We start from the raw sequence: 16,713 nt of genomic DNA on the forward strand, positions 1-16,713 counted from the left end.
GCTATTCCTTGAGTTTGGTCGGCGGCTGCCAGCCGTCTACCGTGGTCTGTCGGGCTCGCGCTAGCGTGAGCTTATGATCCGGTGCGTCCCGGGTGATCACCGAGCCCGCCCCTACGGTGGCATGCTCACCGATCCGCACCGGGGCGACCAAGGCGGTATTGGAACCGATAAAGGCACCATCCGCTATCTGCGTCTTGTGCTTGTATACGCCGTCGTAATTACAGGTGATCGTACCCGCACCGATATTCACGCCATTCCCAATTTGCGCGTCGCCGATGTAGCTCAGGTGATTGATCTTCGAGTCAGTCCCAACCCGCGTGTTTTTAATCTCCACGTAGTTGCCAACATGCACGCCGGCCGACAAATCTGTGCCCGGGCGCAGCCGCGCGAACGGGCCAATTCGACAGCCAGCGCCCACCTTGGCACCATCTAACACCGAGTGCGCCAAGACCTCCGCATCGTCACCCACACTGCAATTTCGTAACGTGCAATGGGGTCCGATCCGTACGCCCTTGCCCAAAACGATATCGCCCTCCAGCACCACGCCGGTATCGATTTGGACATCCGTGCCAACAGTCACGTTGCCACGAATCTCCAGACAATCAGGGTTCCTCAAAATCGCGCCTGCGCGCATGAGATCATCCGCACGCCGCGCTCTCAATACACGTTCTGCATCGGCAAGCTGGATGCGATCGTTCACGCCGCGAGTCTCTTCGATGTCAGGGCAGCAATGCACCGCGATGGGTACGCCCTCTGCGGCGGCAAGCGAAACACAGTCGGTCAGATAATATTCACCCTGCGCATTGTCACACCCGATCTGCGACAACCAATCCACCCAGCGTGCACGCGGCGCTGCCATGATACCGGTGTTGACCTCGCGAAGCGCCCTTTGCGCCGCATCCGCATCGCGTTCCTCAACGATCCCGGTTACACGGCCTTCGTCGTCGCGCAGGATACGGCCGTACCCCGTCGGGTTCGGCAGGGTAACGGTCAATAGCGCCAATCCGTCAGCCGGCATGATTTCAAGCAGCGCGCACAGCGTTTCCGCACGGACAAGTGGGACATCCCCATACAGGACAAGAATCGTGGCCCCATTATCAACTTGAGGCAACGCAGTCAGCAGCGCGTGGCCGGTGCCAAGTTGTGGCTCTTGTATGACGGAACGGCATGCCGGATCAAGTACGCTACGTACCTGCCCCGCACCATGCCCCACCACCACCACCGGTTCCGTACCACCTAAACGGGCAGCCGTTTCCAAAACGTGTAACAACAGTGGTTTTTCAGCCAGCGGCTGCAGGACCTTAGGACGAGACGAACGCATACGCGTGCCCTGGCCAGCAGCCAGGATCACGGGAACAACGGGGGTGCGCAGGGGCATGACTTGCATCCATCGGGCTGAACGGCCCGCCGGGCGCCGAGCGCGTCTGGCTAGCCGTGACGACTCTGCTTCAGGTTTCGAATCATTCGTAGACGCGCTTCCGCATCCGCCAATTCCGCTTGAGCGCGGGCAAAATCGATATCCGCCTTGCGATCAGCCATCGATTCCTCAGCACGCTCCTTGGCGGCCTGTGCCTCGGCTTCGTCTAGATCTTTGGCGCGAATCGCCGTATCGGCCAGCACAGTGACGACATGGGGTTGTACCTCGAGCACCCCGCCGGACACAAAGAAATGCATCGTCTCAGCAGATCCTTCCGGCTTAATCCGAATCTCACCCGGCTTGAGTTGCGAAAGCAGGGGCGTGTGCCGTGGCCAGATCCCGACCTCTCCCAGTGCGGCGGGAGCAAATACGTGCTCTGCCGTACCGGAGTAGATCGATTCCTCTGCGCTGACGATGTTGACGTGCATGGTCATTGCCATCTTGGGCCCCGTGGGTCAGCTTACTTGAGGGTCTTGGCTTTTTCGATCGCTTCGTCGATCGTGCCCACCATGTAGAAGGCCTGCTCGGGAAGGTGGTCATATTCACCCGCCACAATCGCCTTGAAACCCTGGATCGTGTCCTTGAGCGATACGTACTTGCCCGGTGCGCCCGTGAAGACCTCCGCCACGAAAAATGGCTGGGACAGAAAACGCTGGATCTTACGTGCGCGCGCGACGATCTGCTTGTCGTCCTCGGACAGTTCGTCCATGCCCAGGATCGCAATAATATCCTTGAGCTCTTTGTAGCGCTGCAATACATTCTGAACCGCGCGTGCAGTATCATAATGCTCCGCGCCGATAACTTGCGGGTCTAGTTGCCGACTGGTGGAGTCAAGCGGATCCACCGCTGGGTAGATACCCAGCTCCGCGATCTGGCGGGAAAGCACGACCGTGGCGTCCAGATGGGCGAACGTCGTGGCCGGCGACGGATCGGTGAGATCGTCCGCAGGCACGTATACGGCCTGAATCGAGGTGATCGAACCGGTCTTGGTTGAGGTAATGCGCTCCTGCAACACACCCATTTCCTCGGCCAGTGTCGGCTGATACCCCACCGCAGATGGCATGCGGCCGAGCAATGCGGACACCTCTGTTCCCGCAAGGGTGTAACGATAGATGTTATCGATAAACATCAGCACGTCACGTCCATCGTCACGGAAGTATTCCGCCATCGTCAGACCGGTCAGCGCAACGCGCAGACGGTTACCAGGAGGCTCGTTCATCTGTCCATAGACGAGCGCAACCTTGTCAAGGACGTTGGAATCCTTCATTTCATGGTAGAAATCGTTGCCTTCGCGGGTACGCTCGCCGACACCAGCGAAAACCGAGTAACCACTGTGCTCGATGGCGATGTTGCGGATCAGCTCCATCATGTTGACGGTCTTGCCGACACCGGCGCCACCGAACAGACCGACCTTACCACCCTTGGCGAAAGGACAGAGCAGATCGATGACCTTGATACCCGTCTCGAGCAGTTCCGTCGAATTGGCTTGTTCGTCAAAGGCGGGTGCGCTGCGGTGGATCGGCCAATGTACGTCGGCCTTGACCTCGCCGGCGTTATCAACAGGCTTACCGAGCACATCCATAATCCGGCCCAGGGTAGCCATACCCACTGGCACGGAAATCGGCGCACCCGTCGCGTTCACATGCATGCCACGCTTGAGACCATCCGTACCACCCATCGCGATCGCGCGAACCACGCCGTCGCCAAGCTGCTGCTGCACCTCAAGAATGAGGTCGTTCTCAGCAATCTGCAGCGCGTCGTAAATCTTCGGCACGCTTTCGCGCGGGAACTCAACATCGATGATCGCACCGATGATTTCAACGATTTTCCCAGAACTCATGGTCTGTCCCCTGTAAACACGTATTCCTAAGCCGACGCGTCCGCTCAAACGGCGGCGGCGCCACCGACGATTTCTGAAATCTCTTGGGTGATCGCGGCTTGACGGGCCTTGTTGTAGACCAGCTGTAGTTCACTGATCAGCGAGCCCGCGTTATCCGACGCGCTCTTCATTGCGACCATTCGCGAAGCCATCTCACAGGCGACGTTCTCCACGACACCCTGATAGACCAACGACTCGACATAACGCTTGAGCAGTTCGTCCAGTACTTCCTTGGCCTCGGGCTCGTAGATATAGTCCCAGTGATGCTGCAATCGTTCGTCTTTGATCGGCTCAATGGGTAGCAACTGGGTCACGACGGCCTTCTGCGTCATCGTATTGATGAACTGGTTCTCCACCAGAAACATCCGGTCGATGCGCTTTTCCTCATAGGCATTGAGCATGACACCCACCGTGCCAATAAGGTCACCATGCCTGGGTTTGTCACCCAAATGCGTCGTTTGCGCAACGATATTGCCGCCGAAACGCTTGAAAAAGGCCGTCGCCTTCGCGCCGATCAGGCAGAGGTCGATTTCGACGTTCTGCTGCTGCCATTCACGCATCGCGCCCAACGCCCGTTTGAACAGATTGACGTTAAGGCCGCCGCACAAGCCGCGATCGGTCGAAACCAGCACGAAACCCACCCGTTTCACCTCTCGCGAATCCATATACGCGTGATGGTATTCCGGATGTGCCATTGAGAGATGACCGATCACCTCGTGGATTTTTTCCGCATAGGGACGACTCGCCTCCATGCGCTCCTGCGCCTTGCGCATCTTGCTCGCGGCCACCATTTCCATGGCCTTGGTGATCTTCTGAGTATTTTTGATACTCTTGATCTTCGAGCGGATCTCTTTTGCGGCTGCCATTGCGGATTACCAGACGTTGTTGGCCTTGAAATGCTCCAGGGCTTGCTTCATCTCCGTGGCAATTTCATCATTGAAATCGCCCTTCTGGTTGATGCGTGCAAGCAGCTCGGCTTTCTCCGACTTCAGGTAGCTGTGTAACGCCGCCTCGAAATCAACAATCTTATGGACCTCCACGTCATCCAGGAAGCCCTCGTTCGCGGCAAACAGTGAAAAACCCATTTCGCCGATGGACAGCGGCTGATACTGCTTCTGCTTCATCAGCTCCATCACGCGCTGACCACGCTCAAGCTGCTTGCGCGTGAAGTCGTCCAGGTCCGATGCGAACTGTGAAAACGCCGCCAGCTCACGATACTGCGCCAGTGCGAGTCGAACGCCGCCACCGAGCTTCTTGATGATCTTCGTCTGCGCGGCGCCGCCAACACGCGATACGGACAGGCCCGCGTTAATCGCCGGGCGAATACCCGCGTTGAACAGGTCCGTCTCCAGGAATATCTGGCCGTCGGTGATTGAGATCACATTGGTGGGCACGAAGGCCGATACGTCACCCGCTTGCGTCTCGATGATCGGCAAGGCAGTCAGCGAGCCCGTCTGGCCCTTGACCTTGCCCCCCGTGAACGCCTCCACATACTCCGCGTTCACGCGCGATGCGCGCTCAAGCAGGCGGGAATGCAGGTAGAACACGTCGCCGGGATACGCTTCGCGACCCGGGGGACGGCGCAGCAGTAGCGAAACCTGGCGATAGGCCCAAGCCTGCTTGGTCAGATCGTCATACACGATCAGCGCATCTTCGCCACGGTCGCGGAAATACTCTCCCATCGCACAGCCTGCGTATGGCGCGATGTACTGCATCGCGGCCGAGTCAGAGGCGCCTGCCGCCACGATAATCGTATGCGCCAGTGCGCCATGCTCTTCCAGCTTGCGCACCACGTTGGCAATCGAAGACGCCTTCTGTCCGACGGCGACATAGATGCACTTAACGCCGGTGCCCTTCTGGTTGATGATCGCATCGATGGCAACCGCCGTCTTGCCGGTCTGGCGATCACCGATAATCAGCTCGCGCTGGCCGCGCCCGATCGGCACCATGGCGTCGATCGCCTTGATACCGGTCTGGACCGGCTGATCGACCGACTTACGCTCGATCACGCCGGGTGCGATTTTCTCGATAGGGGAGGTGCCGTCAGACTCAACTGGACCCTTGCCATCAATCGGGTTACCCAGTGAGTCGACCACACGCCCCAATAATCCGGGGCCAACCGGCACCTCAAGGATACGACCCGTGCACTTGGCTGCGTCGCCCTCGCTGATGTGCTTGTAGTCACCGAGCACGACAGAACCCACAGAATCGCGTTCGAGATTGAGCGCCAGTCCGTAGGTCTCGCCGGGAAATTCGATCATTTCACCCGCCATCACGTCAGACAGACCGTGAATGCGCACGATGCCGTCGGACACGCTCACTACGGTCCCTTCGGTACGAGCCTCAGCGGTGGATTCGAAATCCTTGATGCGTTTTTTGATCAGATCGCTGATTTCAGTCGGATTGAGTTGCATCTCTAAATTCCTCTTAGCGGCTCATAGCCCGGGCCATCTGCCCGAGACGTCCTTTGAGTGAGCCATCGATGACCAGATCGCCAGCGTGAACTACGACACCCGCCAGCAGCGCAGAGTCTTCACGCGTGCTCAGATTCACGTTTTTACCCAAACGTCGCTTGAGCGCAGCCACCAAGGATTCGCGCTGGGTTTCATCCAACGGATAGGCACTGATTGCCTCGGCTTCGATCGTCCCCTCTGCGGCATCACAAAGCGATTCGTAATAGAGGGCAAGTTCAGGCGCCGCCTGCAAGCGTCGGTTTTCGGCGAGCAAACGCACCAAATTCGCCGACTCGGCGTCGAACGCATCTGCACCGGCATCGATGATGATCTGCGCCTGCACCATCGGCGGGACACGCGGATCGAGGATCAATGTCTGTACGTCAGGCAGTGCAACGATAGTCGCCAACGTGTCCACTGCATGCTTCCACGCCGGTACACGCTTCGCCGACTGCGCCAACTCGAATGCGGCCCTGGCGTATGGACGCGCGAAAGTGATCTGCTCGGACATAATGTGTGCCTCCGTCAGATCTGGCCAACGAGGTCGTCGAGTGCCTGTTCATGTACCTTGGCATCGACCTCTCGCGCCAACACGCGCCCAGCACCCTCCACGGCAAGCGATACCACTTGGCTGCGCAGCTGCTGCCTTGCGCGTGCGACCTCCTGGACCAGCTCCGCCTCAGCCGCGGTCTTGATGCGATCGCTCTCCGCTGTCGCTGCGTTTTTGGCTTCATCGATGATCTCAGCGCTACGCTTCTGCGCCTGCGCAATGATCTCCGCTGCCTGTGTCTTAGCTTCGCGAAGGCGCTCTTCTGCGCGCTGCTCGGCCAATTCGTGCTCACGACGTCCCCGCTCGGCTGCCGCAAGTCCTTCCGCGATGCGGCTCTTGCGATCTTCCAGCATGCGCGTCATAGGCCCCCATAAGGTCGCCTTGACGAACAATACCAGCAGTCCAAACGTCAGGATCTGGGCAAATAGTGTTGCGGTAATACTCACGGTAGCCCCCCGGTCTGCAGGCTGAGTTTATCGGACGATCAGCTGCCTACAGCTGCCTTGACGGCACTGGCGGCCGCACCGATGAACGGATTTGCAAACAGGAACCACATCGCGAAGGCGAGGATGATGAAGGGGAAGGACTCCATCAGGCCGGCGAAAATGAACATGTTGGTCATCAGCGTCGGACGCAGTTCAGGCTGACGTGCAATACCCTCGAGGGTCTTGGAACAGATCAGACCCCAACCGATGGCGGAACCGAGGCCCGCGGCGGCAAGGATCACGCCAACACCGACGGCAGTGTAGGCATAGATCATGGTAATCATTTCGGCATTCATGGTGACCTCCTGAAAAGTCTGATGATTTCGTCTAGGACTAGGTAAAAGAACGTTTTTAATGATCCGAGGTGTGCGCCATTCCCAGGTACACAATGGTCAGCACCATGAAAATGAAGGCCTGCAAGGTAATCACGAGGATGTGGAATATAGACCATCCAAGGCCCGCGAGTATTTGTAGGGGAAACCAGCCCAGCAGACTCCAGCTCAAGGTATCGGCGTGCGTCAACACCAACAGCGCGATGAGCATGAACACCAGCTCGCCAGCGAACATGTTGCCAAACAGTCGCAACGCCAGGCTGAGTGGCTTGGCAATTTCCTCAATCAAACTCATGACGATGTTCACCGGTACGAAGTACTTACCGAAGGGGTGGAACAAGAACATCTTGAGATAGCCCACGGGGCCCTTGATCGTAAGGTTGTAATAAATGATCAGTGCAAACACCGTTAACGCCATACCGAAGGGCGCACCCAGATTGGCCGTCGGCACCGCGCGGAAATAAACGGGCCCCTGCACACCGAATACCGCGTGCGCGACCCAGGCTACCGCCGTAGGAATCAAATCGACTGGGATCAGGTCTATGAAATTCATCAGGAAAACCCAGACGAATATCGTTAACGCCAATGGGCCGATCAGCGGATTGGCCTTAGAGGTGAACACATCCCGCACTTGGCCGTTGACAAATTCGACCATGGCCTCAAGCACGTTTTGCATACCGGTGGGCTTATCGGCATCAAGGCTACGCCCGATACGCCAAGCCACGAAGCCAATGAGAATGGCAACAAGCAGCCCCATCAACCATGAGTCGACGAAGAATGCGTGAAAATCGATGATATTAGAGGTTTGATGTGTCGTCGGATTGCAACCGATGCACCAATCGGTCAAATGGTGCTGCATGTACTCAACGGCATTCACCGGTTGAGAGGTTTCGGTTGCGCTCATTCTCGTACGCTCCTCAGTCGTGACTACCTGCCTGCTACACGCAATGATCGATCTATCGATCGTGCGTGCGCGTGCTTATCAAGATGTAGGCGGCCTGCGCGCCTACAAACGTGCCTATCAGCGGGAGGGGAGCGAGCTTGAAAAAACCCAATCCTGTCGCCAGCGCTGCCAGAACAAACACAAAGCGTAGAACCGCGCTGATATAAAGCAGCGCCATCCCTCGCTGAACGCTGACCGAAACAACCGCCCCGACGCGCTCGATGCGGCGTACCAGCATCAATGTATTGGCCAAGGCCACTGCGCCACCATAGAGCGCCGCCTCGATACCATGTTGTCCTTTTGCGTAGGCGGCTATTCCTACCCCAATCAGCACCAATCCGGTCTGAAACATCAAGATTGAGCTGCGCATACCGCCCTCTTTGACCGGAAGGCCTCAGGGGCCTCCCCCGTACATGCCCGCGGCGCAGTATAGAGAGTCACTCTTACAGCGTCAACCGAAGTCCTAGTCACTTGATATGAGACAAAATCCCATCCAGTTCATCGAGGCTGTTGTACTGAATGATCAATCGCCCGGTGCCCTTGTTGCCCTGCTCGATACGTACCTTTGCACCCAAACGCTCGGCGATATCCGTCTCTACCCGCGCGACGTCCGGCGTTGACGTTCTGGGTACTGTCGGCGGCCGCGCACGCGCGCGGATGAGCTGTTCCGTCTGACGCACGCTCAGACCGCGGGCGGCAATCTCTCGTGCAACGCTTGCCTGTTCTCCGGCGCTCAAGGGCAACAGCGCGCGTGCATGTCCCATCTCGATCCGGCGCGTTTCCAGCAGTTCGCGCGCAACCTCGCCAAGATCTCGCAAGCGCAGCAGATTGCTTACCGCGGCGCGCGAGCGACCTACCGCGTCTGCCGTTTGTTGGTGCGTCAGACCGAATTCCTCGATCAAACGCGCCAGCGCCAGCGCTTCCTCAATCGGATTCAAGTCCTCGCGCTGGATATTTTCGATCAGCGACATGGCCGCGACCGCTTGGTCTGGTAAATCGCGGATCAATGCTGGTATCTCGTGCAGACCAGCGAGCTGCGCCGCTCGCCAGCGTCGCTCACCAGCAATCAACTCATAGCCGTCGCCAACCTTGCGTACGACCACCGGCTGGATGACGCCTTGCGCGCGAATAGACGCGGCCAGCTCCTCCAACTCTTCGCTACGGATGTTCATGCGCGGCTGATATCGCCCGCGCTGTATCTGCTCGACGCCCAACGCGCGCAGCTCGCCGTCCTCGCCGTCTTCCTCGATGGAATCCGCCTGACCTGAGAGCAGGGCGTCCAGCCCGCGTGAGCCTAATCCTCGCTTTCGCCGTACCATAATCGCTGTATCTCCTAGTCGACGGCTTGTTGCGCCCGCTGGTCACGCCGAATGATTTCGCCCGCCAGGGCGAGATATGCGAGTGCGCCGCTGGACGTGCGATCATAATTCAATACAGGGATACCATGACTCGGCGCCTCCGCCAGCCGCACGTTGCGAGGGATAATCGTCCGGTAGACACGCTCGCCGAAGTGCGCGATCAACTGTGCGGAGACATCGTTGGCCAAGTTGTTTCTGGGGTCGAACATCGTACGCAACAATCCCTCGATCTCAAGTTCCCGATTGACGCCCTCGCGAATGCGCTCGATGGTTTTCATTAACGCGGTCAATCCTTCCAGTGCATAGTATTCGCACTGGATGGGGATCACGACGCCTTGAGCAGCGGCCAATGCATTCACCGTCAGCATGTTCAATGAAGGCGGGCAATCTATGAGGATGTAATCATAGCGCCCCACCACGGGCACAAGCGCGTCGCGCAAGCGGTACTCTTTGCGCGCCACTTGCATCAACCCGACCTCTGCAGCAGTGAGGTCGCCATTGGCAGGAATGATGTCGTAGCCGTTGTCCGCCGCGGGGCGAATGACTTCGGCGACATCTGCATCCCCAAGCATGAGATCTAGGGCCGAGTACCCCAGGTGGTATTTATCCACCCCGCTGCCCATGGTGGCATTGCCCTGCGGGTCCATGTCTACGAGCAGCACTCGGCGCTTGGTCGCCGCCAGCGATGCGGCTAGGTTGACGCTCGTAGTGGTTTTGCCGACGCCGCCTTTCTGGTTCGCCAGTGCCCTGATCCTAGTTATGGTCATTCGCTTCCCAGCCGAGGTCCACCAAATGTCTCTGCGCGTCCAGTCCCGGCACCTGCAGTGCATGCACGGCATGCACCCGCACGCCGCGGGGTAAGGCTTCCAATTCATCTGCGGGATACCGGCCCTTCATCGCCAGCAGGTGTCCGTCGGGTGCCAACGTATGTCTGGCGGCCAGCGCAAAATCGGCCAATGTGGAAAATGCCCGGCTGACGACTGTATCAAAGCCTTCGGCAGGCGAGTAGCGCTCGATCCTCTCATGTACTGCACATACGTTATTCAGCGCCAATTCAAGCAAGCATTGGCGCTGAAAACGGACGCGTTTGGCGCTCGCATCCAACAAGGTAAATCGCCGATCCGGTTGGTAGATCGCAAGCGGTATTCCGGGCAGACCAGCGCCACTGCCTACATCCAGTATTGATCTGCCATGCAGGTTACGCTGTATCGATAGACTGTCTAGCAAGTGGTGCGACACCAAGGCCTTATCACCCTGGATCGCGGTCAGATTATGCACACGGTTCCAGCGCACCATGAGTGCGAGATAACGCTGCTGCATGGCGATCCGTTCCGGACGGGTATCCAGTCCCAGCACCTCCAAGCCTGCCAGGAGATGGGCCTCTGCCTCGACATCCATGCCTCAGGCCGTCTCCCGCTCACCGTGGTGCCGTCTTAGATGCACCAATAGCAACGATATGGCGGACGGCGTTACGCCTGCAATCCGCGAGGCCTGTCCCAGTGTCTGCGGACGGTGATGCGCAAGCTTCTGCCTCACTTCGGTGGAAAGTCCATCAACGGATTCGTAGTCGAGATCTTCTGGAACCAAACGCCCCTCTTGACTCAGATTACGCCGAATTTCCAGCGCCTGGCGGTCGATATAACCCGCGTATTTGGCTTGAATCTCGACCTGCTCGATGACGGCCTCGTCGTCACTGGCGCATTGGTACACACCGGACGCCTCCAAGTCCCGTATCTGTACGCCAGGCCGGCGCAGCAGTTCGGCGACGCGTACCGGCTCCGTGGGCAACTGGCCGATGTGTTGCGCCAAGCCGCCGCGCAAACAGTCGGCCGGCGTAAGCCTCGTATCGCGCGCGCGCGCCTGCTCGCGCTCGATGGCCTCGCGCTTGCGTTCAAAAGCCGTCCAGCGCGCATCGTCGATCAGGCCCAATCCCCGCGCCACGGTCGTCAACCGGAGATCGGCATTGTCCTCTCTAAGCGTCAACCGATATTCCGCACGGCTGGTAAACATGCGATAGGGCTCTTGAGTACCCTGTGTGATCAGGTCGTCGACCAGCACTCCAAGATAGGCCTCGCTGCGCGCGGGCCACCATGGCGGCGCTTCTCGTTGAAACAACACCGCATTGACGCCAGCGAGCAACCCCTGCGCTGCAGCCTCTTCATAACCAGTCGTACCGTTGATCTGTCCGGCGAGAAACAAGCCCTCTATCGCGCGCGACTGCAGCGCTGCCGTGAGTCCCCTCGGGTCGAAGAAATCGTATTCGATCGCGTAGCCAGGCCGCGTAATATGCGCCTGCTCGAAGCCCTTGATACTGCGTACCAGATCGAGCTGAACATCGAAGGGCAGGCTCGTCGATATTCCATTCGGGTAGATTTCCCGACTTTCCAGACCCTCCGGCTCGACGAATATCTGGTGCGAGTCGCGATCCGCAAAGCGCACGACCTTGTCCTCGATCGAGGGGCAGTAACGTGGCCCAACGCCCTCGATTTGACCCGAGAAAAGCGGCGAGCGATGCATTGCCGCCGCAATGATCTCATGCGTGCGTGCGTTGGTCCGCGCGATATGACACGGCACCTGCCTCGGATGCTGTGCGCGCACGCCGAGAAAGGAAAAAACGGGTCTCGGCTCGTCTCCAGGCTGTGTTTCCAAAACACGGTAATCGATGCTGCGGCCATCTATTCTCGGCGGTGTGCCGGTTTTGAGTCGGCCGACGCCCGGCGCCAGCTCACGCAGGCGGGCGGCGAGCGTCGTGGCGGGGGCATCACCGGCTCGGCCACCGGCTTGCTGATGCTCGCCTACGTGGATGCGACCCGCCAGGAACGTACCCACGGTCAGTACAACGGCATGCGCAGCAATGCGTAATCCCATCTGCGTAATCACGCCTGTGACGCGATCACCCTGCAATATCAGGTCGTCAACCGGTTGTTGAAACACACTGAGCCCAGGTTGAGATTCCACCGCTGCGCGCACGGCAGCGCGGTACAGATTTCGATCTGCTTGTGCACGCGTCGCGCGTACCGCCGGGCCTTTCCGGGCGTTAAGGGTACGGAAGTGGATGCCAGCTTGATCGGCTGCGGTCGCCATCAACCCACCCATCGCATCGATTTCCCTGACCAGATGACCTTTGCCGATACCCCCGATGGCGGGGTTGCAACTCATCTGTCCGATGGTCTCGATGTTATGCGTCAACAGCAGGACGCGTGCGCCCATACGGGCCGCGGCGAGCGCCGCCTCGGTACCTGCGTGCCCCCCCCCACGACGATGACATCATAATGTTCATTCATTGCTTATACCCCGCGACACCCGTGCCACAGCGGGGCACATTCTCCGGCATGCGCTGCGGGGCGTCAAAAAACACCATAGGCCTCGACCGGCTTATTTGCCGATGCAAAAAGTTGAGAAAATCTCCCCGAGGAGCTGATCTGGCGTAACCTGACCAGTAATGACACCCAGATGATCATGCGCATGACGGAGTTCTTCGGCCAATAACTCGATCCCGAGCCCCTGTGTTAATACCAAGCGAGCGGCATCCAGTGCGACGGCGCTCTGTCGTAAAGCCTCTATCTGTCGGGCACGTGCCGTGAATGTCGATTCATTCGATGGCGACCCACCGAGCAAACGCACTAGCTCCGTGGTCAAAATCTCCATGCCAGCCCCCGTAAGCACGGAGATGCCCATGAACGTGTTCCCTGGCGCATAACCAGGCTGATCCCCACTCAGGTCTATCTTGTTCCTCAGGTGCAATACCGGCGTCTGTGGTGGTAAGTCGTTTGGCAAGGTGTCCGCTAATGCCGCCTCGCCTGCGACATCCATCAGAACAATTAAGTCCGCCTGGCGCATCGCTTGCCTAGCGCGCGCAACGCCTTCTCGCTCAACCACGTCGCTGGTCTCGCGTATACCTGCGGTATCTATAATTCGCAGCGGTAACCCTTCAAGCACCACGTCCGTGCGTAGCAGGTCACGCGTGGTCCCTGCCACAGGCGTGACAATTGCCATGTCATCCCCAGCGAGCCGGTTGAGCAGACTGGATTTTCCAACATTCGGCGCACCGCCGATCACCATCACAGCACCTTGGGCAAGACGGCGGCCCTGTTCGGCCTCCACTAGCAGCGTGGCTAGGGCTGCAGAGGTGTCGGCAAGCGCCCGCTCGAACCGCTGCGACGCGAATGCATCGACATCGTCCTCGTCGGAAAAGTCGATCGCGGCCTCCAGTTCGACGCGTAATGCGATCAAGCGTGTACGCAGAGATTCGACCTTGGTAGAGAAATCACCGCGCAGCGAGCGCAGCGCAGCGCGAGCAGCCTGTCGGCTGCCAGCATCAATCAGATCGGCTATTGCCTCCGCCTGCGCCAGATCAATGCGCCCATTGAGATAGGCGCGTTCGCTGAATTCGCCAGGTCGGGCCGGGCGGGCACCCAATGTAATGAGACGTTGCCAAATCATGTGCAGAATCACGTGGCCACCGTGACCCTGAAATTCGACGATGTCCTCACCGGTGAACGAATTTGGACCAGGGAAGCACAATAGCAGTCCCTGATCGATGGGCTCGCCGTCCGCACCCAGGCAATACCTCAAGCCTGCCATACGTGGCGCTGGCAAGATCCGCCCGGTCAGCTGCTCCGCTAATGCGAAGGCATCGCTTCCGCTGATGCGTACAATGCCGATTGCGCCGCGGCCAGAAGATGTGGCGATCGCGGCAATCGTATCGCGCGATTGCACCACCGCCATGGTTATTTTCCGGTGTTTGTAGCAGCCATGCGTTTGGTGATCAGCCACTGTTGCCCAATGGAAAGCGTGTTATTCACTACCCAGTAGAGCACCAGACCCGCAGGGAAGAAGGCCATGAATACGGCAAAACCTAGCGGCATGATGGTCATGATGCGCTTTTGTAGCGGATCCATCGGCGCCGGATTGAGCCGTTGCTGCAAGAACATGGTGATGCCCATCAGAACCGGTAGAACAAAATAAGGATCCTTGGTCGACAGGTCGTGTATCCAGAAAATAAAGGGTGCTTGGCGCAGTTCGACGCTCTCGAGCAGCACCCAGTACAACGCGATGAATACCGGGATCTGGACAACGATCGGCAAGCAGCCGCCGAGTGGATTGATCTTCTCGGTTTTGTACAGCTCCATGGTTGCTTGGCTGAGCTTCTGGCGGTCATCACCAAAACGCTCCTTGAGCGCCTGCATCTTCGGTTGAAGGTTACGCATGCGCGCCATCGAGCGATAGCTGGTCGCTGACAACTTGTAGAAGGCCAACTTGATCATCAGCGTCAGCAATATGATCGCAAAGCCCCAATTGCCGACTAGGCCGTGAATTTTGCTCAGGAGCCAAAACAACGGCTTGGCGATCACTGTGAAAATGCCGTAACCCGTAGTTAAATCAAGCCCTGGCGCAACCTGTTCGAGCTTATCCTGCAGCTCTGGCCCGATCCACATGCGACTGCTCAATTGACTACTCTGGCCGGGCGCAACATCAACTGCACTGGTGCGGTAGCCGATCAGGTAGAGCGGATTACCATCAGCGCTGAAGGTTTTGCTGTAGTAGTCGTAATCGCTGCCCTTCTCGGGTATCCATGCCACCAGGAAATAGTGTTGCACCATGGCCATCCAACCACCCTTGACGGTCTTGGCCAAGGGCGACTTGGCCATGTCGTCGAAGGGTACCTTCTGGTAACTACCGTCGTAGTAGGCCGCGCCTTCATATGAATGCGCTTGCAAGAAACTGCTGTGGCTCTCCAGCGGACTATGAACCAACTGCGAATAAACCACGCCCTTCCAGGGTTTTCCGCTTGCGTTCTCGATGCGATAGTCGACGTCGACCAGAAAACTGCCGCGATGGAAGATATACGTTTTTGTGACTTTGATACCGCCAGGACTCGTCCAGGTCAATGGCACCCTCAGAGTCTTCTCACCATTCCGCATCTCGTAAGACGGCTGTGCTGCGTGGTAGATAGCGTAGTGATTCGGCGCATTGGCCGCATCGGCGGAAATCAGGCCAGACTGGGCAACAAAGGTGCCGTTCCGGTCGAACATCAGTGTGAACGGATCATGCGGTTCGTTCACAGAAATAGGATAGGTCGGTAGCTGAGCCTCCAGAACATCACCACCCCGCGTACTGATAGTCAGATGAAGCACATCGGTACGGATCTGGATCCGTTCGCCCTTACTGGTCGCGGGCGTGGTTGCCACCACCGACGGCGACGCAGCTGCCGGCATGCCAGGTACGTTTACTGCGTTGCCGGTCGTCGGTGCCTTAGTCGTCGTGGCAACCGGTTGTGTCGGCTGATGGGCATGTTGCCAGTCCTGCCAGATCACAAACAGCACAAACAGCAAAGAGATGTACAGCAGGGGCCGGAAATTATCCATCGTGTCGACTTGTAGGTTGTTTTATCGAATCGTTCGGAAGGGGATCATGACCACCGGGGTGCCAGGGGTGACAACATGAAAGGCGTTTAATCGCCAGCCAACTGCCCTTGATTGCGCCGTAGCGTTCGAGCGCCTCAATGGCATAGACAGAACATGTTGGGTGAAAACGGCAATGTTGCCCGATGTAGGGACTGAGGATCAGGCGATAAGCCTTGATCAATAGGATCAGCAAACCACGCATGGTTTTACCCGATCGATTGCCACTGTCGCTCCAACGCCTCACGCAACTGCTGTTTATCCAGCTTGGCCGCGTCAGGTCTGCACATTACTACAACATCGACGGCAGGAAAGTCGGTTTGTCTTAACCTGAAGCTTTCCCTGATCACGCGCTTGATTCTCTGCCTGACGACCGCACTGCGTGCGCATTTGCGTGAAATCGCAAGCCCGAGTCTTGCCTTGCCGAGCCCGTTAGGAACCCATTTCAACAAGAAAACTCGACCGCCTGACTTCTTTCTGCCGGCGAAAACACGCCCATAATCGGCGGCTTCCGTCAACCTGGCACAGCGCGGGAATGACTGTGCCGGCATCACTTCCAACGTTACGGCGTCAGGCGATGACGACCCTTCGCACGGCGTGCTGCAATCACGGCGCGACCACCTTGAGTACGCATGCGGGCACGGAAGCCATGAGTGCGCTTGCGATGGAGGTTACTCGGCTGGAAGGTACGTTTCATATCGATTCAATCCACTCAGCAAGACCGGATCTCCCGGACTCAGGAAAAAGAGGAGGAAAGTTACGCGGCGACCGTCATGCTGTCAAGTACGGCGCCCGTGCAAAGTGGCACCCATGAGTACCTGCGTATACACTCTTTCGTCCGTCGAGATACCTCTGATCTCACCCGTTTATCCCATCCCCTAGGGGGCAAGCT

At 58.2% G+C, this 16,713-nt stretch carries 18 protein-coding genes and 1 pseudogene; all 19 read right to left on the reverse strand.

What is annotated here, in order from left to right; translation table 11 throughout:
- Window position 1: 1 nt before the first annotated feature.
- Window positions 2–1,378, reverse strand: coding sequence for a bifunctional UDP-N-acetylglucosamine diphosphorylase/glucosamine-1-phosphate N-acetyltransferase GlmU (gene glmU / locus BI364_RS17055; protein WP_070079755.1), 1,377 nt, complete (start codon window positions 1,376–1,378; stop codon window positions 2–4).
- A gap of 50 nt (window positions 1,379–1,428) precedes the next feature.
- Window positions 1,429–1,857 (reverse strand): F0F1 ATP synthase subunit epsilon, encoded by a 429-nt coding sequence (locus tag BI364_RS17060; protein ID WP_070079756.1) that lies wholly within the window; start codon window positions 1,855–1,857, stop codon window positions 1,429–1,431.
- A 20-nt stretch (window positions 1,858–1,877) separates the two neighbouring features.
- Window positions 1,878–3,257, reverse strand: coding sequence for a F0F1 ATP synthase subunit beta (atpD, locus tag BI364_RS17065; protein ID WP_070079757.1), 1,380 nt, complete (start codon window positions 3,255–3,257; stop codon window positions 1,878–1,880).
- Window positions 3,258–3,301: 44 nt separating this feature from the next.
- Entirely contained in the window at window positions 3,302–4,162 is an 861-nt protein-coding gene (gene atpG, locus BI364_RS17070) for a F0F1 ATP synthase subunit gamma (RefSeq protein WP_070079758.1), read from the reverse strand.
- Window positions 4,163–4,168: 6 nt separating this feature from the next.
- Window positions 4,169–5,710 (reverse strand): F0F1 ATP synthase subunit alpha, encoded by a 1,542-nt coding sequence (gene atpA, locus BI364_RS17075; RefSeq protein ID WP_070079759.1) that lies wholly within the window; start codon window positions 5,708–5,710, stop codon window positions 4,169–4,171.
- 13 nt (window positions 5,711–5,723) lie between these two features.
- A complete protein-coding gene (locus BI364_RS17080) occupies window positions 5,724–6,260 on the reverse strand; it encodes a F0F1 ATP synthase subunit delta (RefSeq protein WP_070079760.1) in 537 nt (178 codons plus the stop codon).
- A 14-nt stretch (window positions 6,261–6,274) separates the two neighbouring features.
- Entirely contained in the window at window positions 6,275–6,745 is a 471-nt protein-coding gene (locus BI364_RS17085) for a F0F1 ATP synthase subunit B (RefSeq protein ID WP_070079761.1), read from the reverse strand.
- A 38-nt stretch (window positions 6,746–6,783) separates the two neighbouring features.
- Entirely contained in the window at window positions 6,784–7,080 is a 297-nt protein-coding gene (gene atpE, locus BI364_RS17090; protein WP_070079762.1) for a F0F1 ATP synthase subunit C, read from the reverse strand.
- A gap of 55 nt (window positions 7,081–7,135) precedes the next feature.
- On the reverse strand, window positions 7,136–8,020 hold the full coding sequence (atpB, locus tag BI364_RS17095) for a F0F1 ATP synthase subunit A (RefSeq protein ID WP_070079763.1): 885 nt from the start codon (window positions 8,018–8,020) through the stop codon (window positions 7,136–7,138).
- A 52-nt stretch (window positions 8,021–8,072) separates the two neighbouring features.
- A complete protein-coding gene (locus tag BI364_RS17100; protein WP_233279644.1) occupies window positions 8,073–8,411 on the reverse strand; it encodes an ATP synthase subunit I in 339 nt (112 codons plus the stop codon).
- Between the two features lie 115 nt (window positions 8,412–8,526).
- On the reverse strand, window positions 8,527–9,378 hold the full coding sequence (locus BI364_RS17105; protein ID WP_070079765.1) for a ParB/RepB/Spo0J family partition protein: 852 nt from the start codon (window positions 9,376–9,378) through the stop codon (window positions 8,527–8,529).
- 14 nt (window positions 9,379–9,392) lie between these two features.
- On the reverse strand, window positions 9,393–10,178 hold the full coding sequence (locus BI364_RS17110; protein ID WP_070080188.1) for a ParA family protein: 786 nt from the start codon (window positions 10,176–10,178) through the stop codon (window positions 9,393–9,395).
- Window positions 10,171–10,815: a 16S rRNA (guanine(527)-N(7))-methyltransferase RsmG gene (rsmG, locus tag BI364_RS17115; RefSeq protein ID WP_070079766.1), complete on the reverse strand. Its 645-nt coding sequence runs from the start codon at window positions 10,813–10,815 to the stop codon at window positions 10,171–10,173. The genes BI364_RS17110 and rsmG overlap by 8 nt, the downstream gene beginning before the upstream one ends.
- A 3-nt stretch (window positions 10,816–10,818) precedes the next feature.
- A pseudogene (gene mnmG / locus BI364_RS17120) lies at window positions 10,819–12,701 on the reverse strand (tRNA uridine-5-carboxymethylaminomethyl(34) synthesis enzyme MnmG).
- Between the two features lie 91 nt (window positions 12,702–12,792).
- Complete coding sequence (gene mnmE, locus BI364_RS17125) at window positions 12,793–14,145, reverse strand: tRNA uridine-5-carboxymethylaminomethyl(34) synthesis GTPase MnmE (protein WP_070079767.1); 1,353 nt, start codon at window positions 14,143–14,145, stop codon at window positions 12,793–12,795.
- Window positions 14,146–14,147: 2 nt separating this feature from the next.
- A complete protein-coding gene (gene yidC, locus BI364_RS17130) occupies window positions 14,148–15,785 on the reverse strand; it encodes a membrane protein insertase YidC (RefSeq protein WP_070079768.1) in 1,638 nt (545 codons plus the stop codon).
- On the reverse strand, window positions 15,778–16,026 hold the full coding sequence (yidD, locus tag BI364_RS17715) for a membrane protein insertion efficiency factor YidD (protein ID WP_156782825.1): 249 nt from the start codon (window positions 16,024–16,026) through the stop codon (window positions 15,778–15,780). Before yidD ends, yidC begins: the two co-directional genes overlap by 8 nt.
- A gap of 4 nt (window positions 16,027–16,030) precedes the next feature.
- On the reverse strand, window positions 16,031–16,372 hold the full coding sequence (rnpA, locus tag BI364_RS17135) for a ribonuclease P protein component (RefSeq protein ID WP_070080189.1): 342 nt from the start codon (window positions 16,370–16,372) through the stop codon (window positions 16,031–16,033).
- An 11-nt stretch (window positions 16,373–16,383) separates the two neighbouring features.
- A complete protein-coding gene (gene rpmH, locus BI364_RS17140; RefSeq protein WP_038087773.1) occupies window positions 16,384–16,518 on the reverse strand; it encodes a 50S ribosomal protein L34 in 135 nt (44 codons plus the stop codon).
- Between the last annotated feature and the right edge of the window lie 195 nt (window positions 16,519–16,713).

This window comes from Acidihalobacter yilgarnensis (genome assembly GCF_001753245.1).
Classification (GTDB): Bacteria; Pseudomonadota; Gammaproteobacteria; order DSM-5130; family Acidihalobacteraceae; genus Acidihalobacter; species Acidihalobacter yilgarnensis.

What these genes read in the sequence shown, in the direction of transcription:
- glmU (WP_070079755.1), bottom strand. Translation starts at nt 1,378, where the DNA reads ATGCCCCTGCGCACCCCCGTTGTTCCCGTGATCCTGGCTGCTGGCCAG.
- BI364_RS17060 (WP_070079756.1), bottom strand. Translation starts at nt 1,857, where the DNA reads ATGGCAATGACCATGCACGTCAACATCGTCAGCGCAGAGGAATCGATC.
- atpD (WP_070079757.1), bottom strand. Translation starts at nt 3,257, where the DNA reads ATGAGTTCTGGGAAAATCGTTGAAATCATCGGTGCGATCATCGATGTT.
- atpG (WP_070079758.1), bottom strand. Translation starts at nt 4,162, where the DNA reads ATGGCAGCCGCAAAAGAGATCCGCTCGAAGATCAAGAGTATCAAAAAT.
- atpA (WP_070079759.1), bottom strand. Translation starts at nt 5,710, where the DNA reads ATGCAACTCAATCCGACTGAAATCAGCGATCTGATCAAAAAACGCATC.
- BI364_RS17080 (WP_070079760.1), bottom strand. Translation starts at nt 6,260, where the DNA reads ATGTCCGAGCAGATCACTTTCGCGCGTCCATACGCCAGGGCCGCATTC.
- atpE (WP_070079762.1), bottom strand. Translation starts at nt 7,080, where the DNA reads ATGAATGCCGAAATGATTACCATGATCTATGCCTACACTGCCGTCGGT.
- atpB (WP_070079763.1), bottom strand. Translation starts at nt 8,020, where the DNA reads ATGAGCGCAACCGAAACCTCTCAACCGGTGAATGCCGTTGAGTACATG.
- BI364_RS17100 (WP_233279644.1), bottom strand. Translation starts at nt 8,411, where the DNA reads ATGTTTCAGACCGGATTGGTGCTGATTGGGGTAGGAATAGCCGCCTAC.
- BI364_RS17105 (WP_070079765.1), bottom strand. Translation starts at nt 9,378, where the DNA reads ATGGTACGGCGAAAGCGAGGATTAGGCTCACGCGGGCTGGACGCCCTG.
- rsmG (WP_070079766.1), bottom strand. Translation starts at nt 10,815, where the DNA reads ATGGATGTCGAGGCAGAGGCCCATCTCCTGGCAGGCTTGGAGGTGCTG.
- mnmE (WP_070079767.1), bottom strand. Translation starts at nt 14,145, where the DNA reads ATGGCGGTGGTGCAATCGCGCGATACGATTGCCGCGATCGCCACATCT.
- yidC (WP_070079768.1), bottom strand. Translation starts at nt 15,785, where the DNA reads ATGGATAATTTCCGGCCCCTGCTGTACATCTCTTTGCTGTTTGTGCTG.
- yidD (WP_156782825.1), bottom strand. Translation starts at nt 16,026, where the DNA reads ATGCGTGGTTTGCTGATCCTATTGATCAAGGCTTATCGCCTGATCCTC.
- rnpA (WP_070080189.1), bottom strand. Translation starts at nt 16,372, where the DNA reads ATGCCGGCACAGTCATTCCCGCGCTGTGCCAGGTTGACGGAAGCCGCC.
- rpmH (WP_038087773.1), bottom strand. Translation starts at nt 16,518, where the DNA reads ATGAAACGTACCTTCCAGCCGAGTAACCTCCATCGCAAGCGCACTCAT.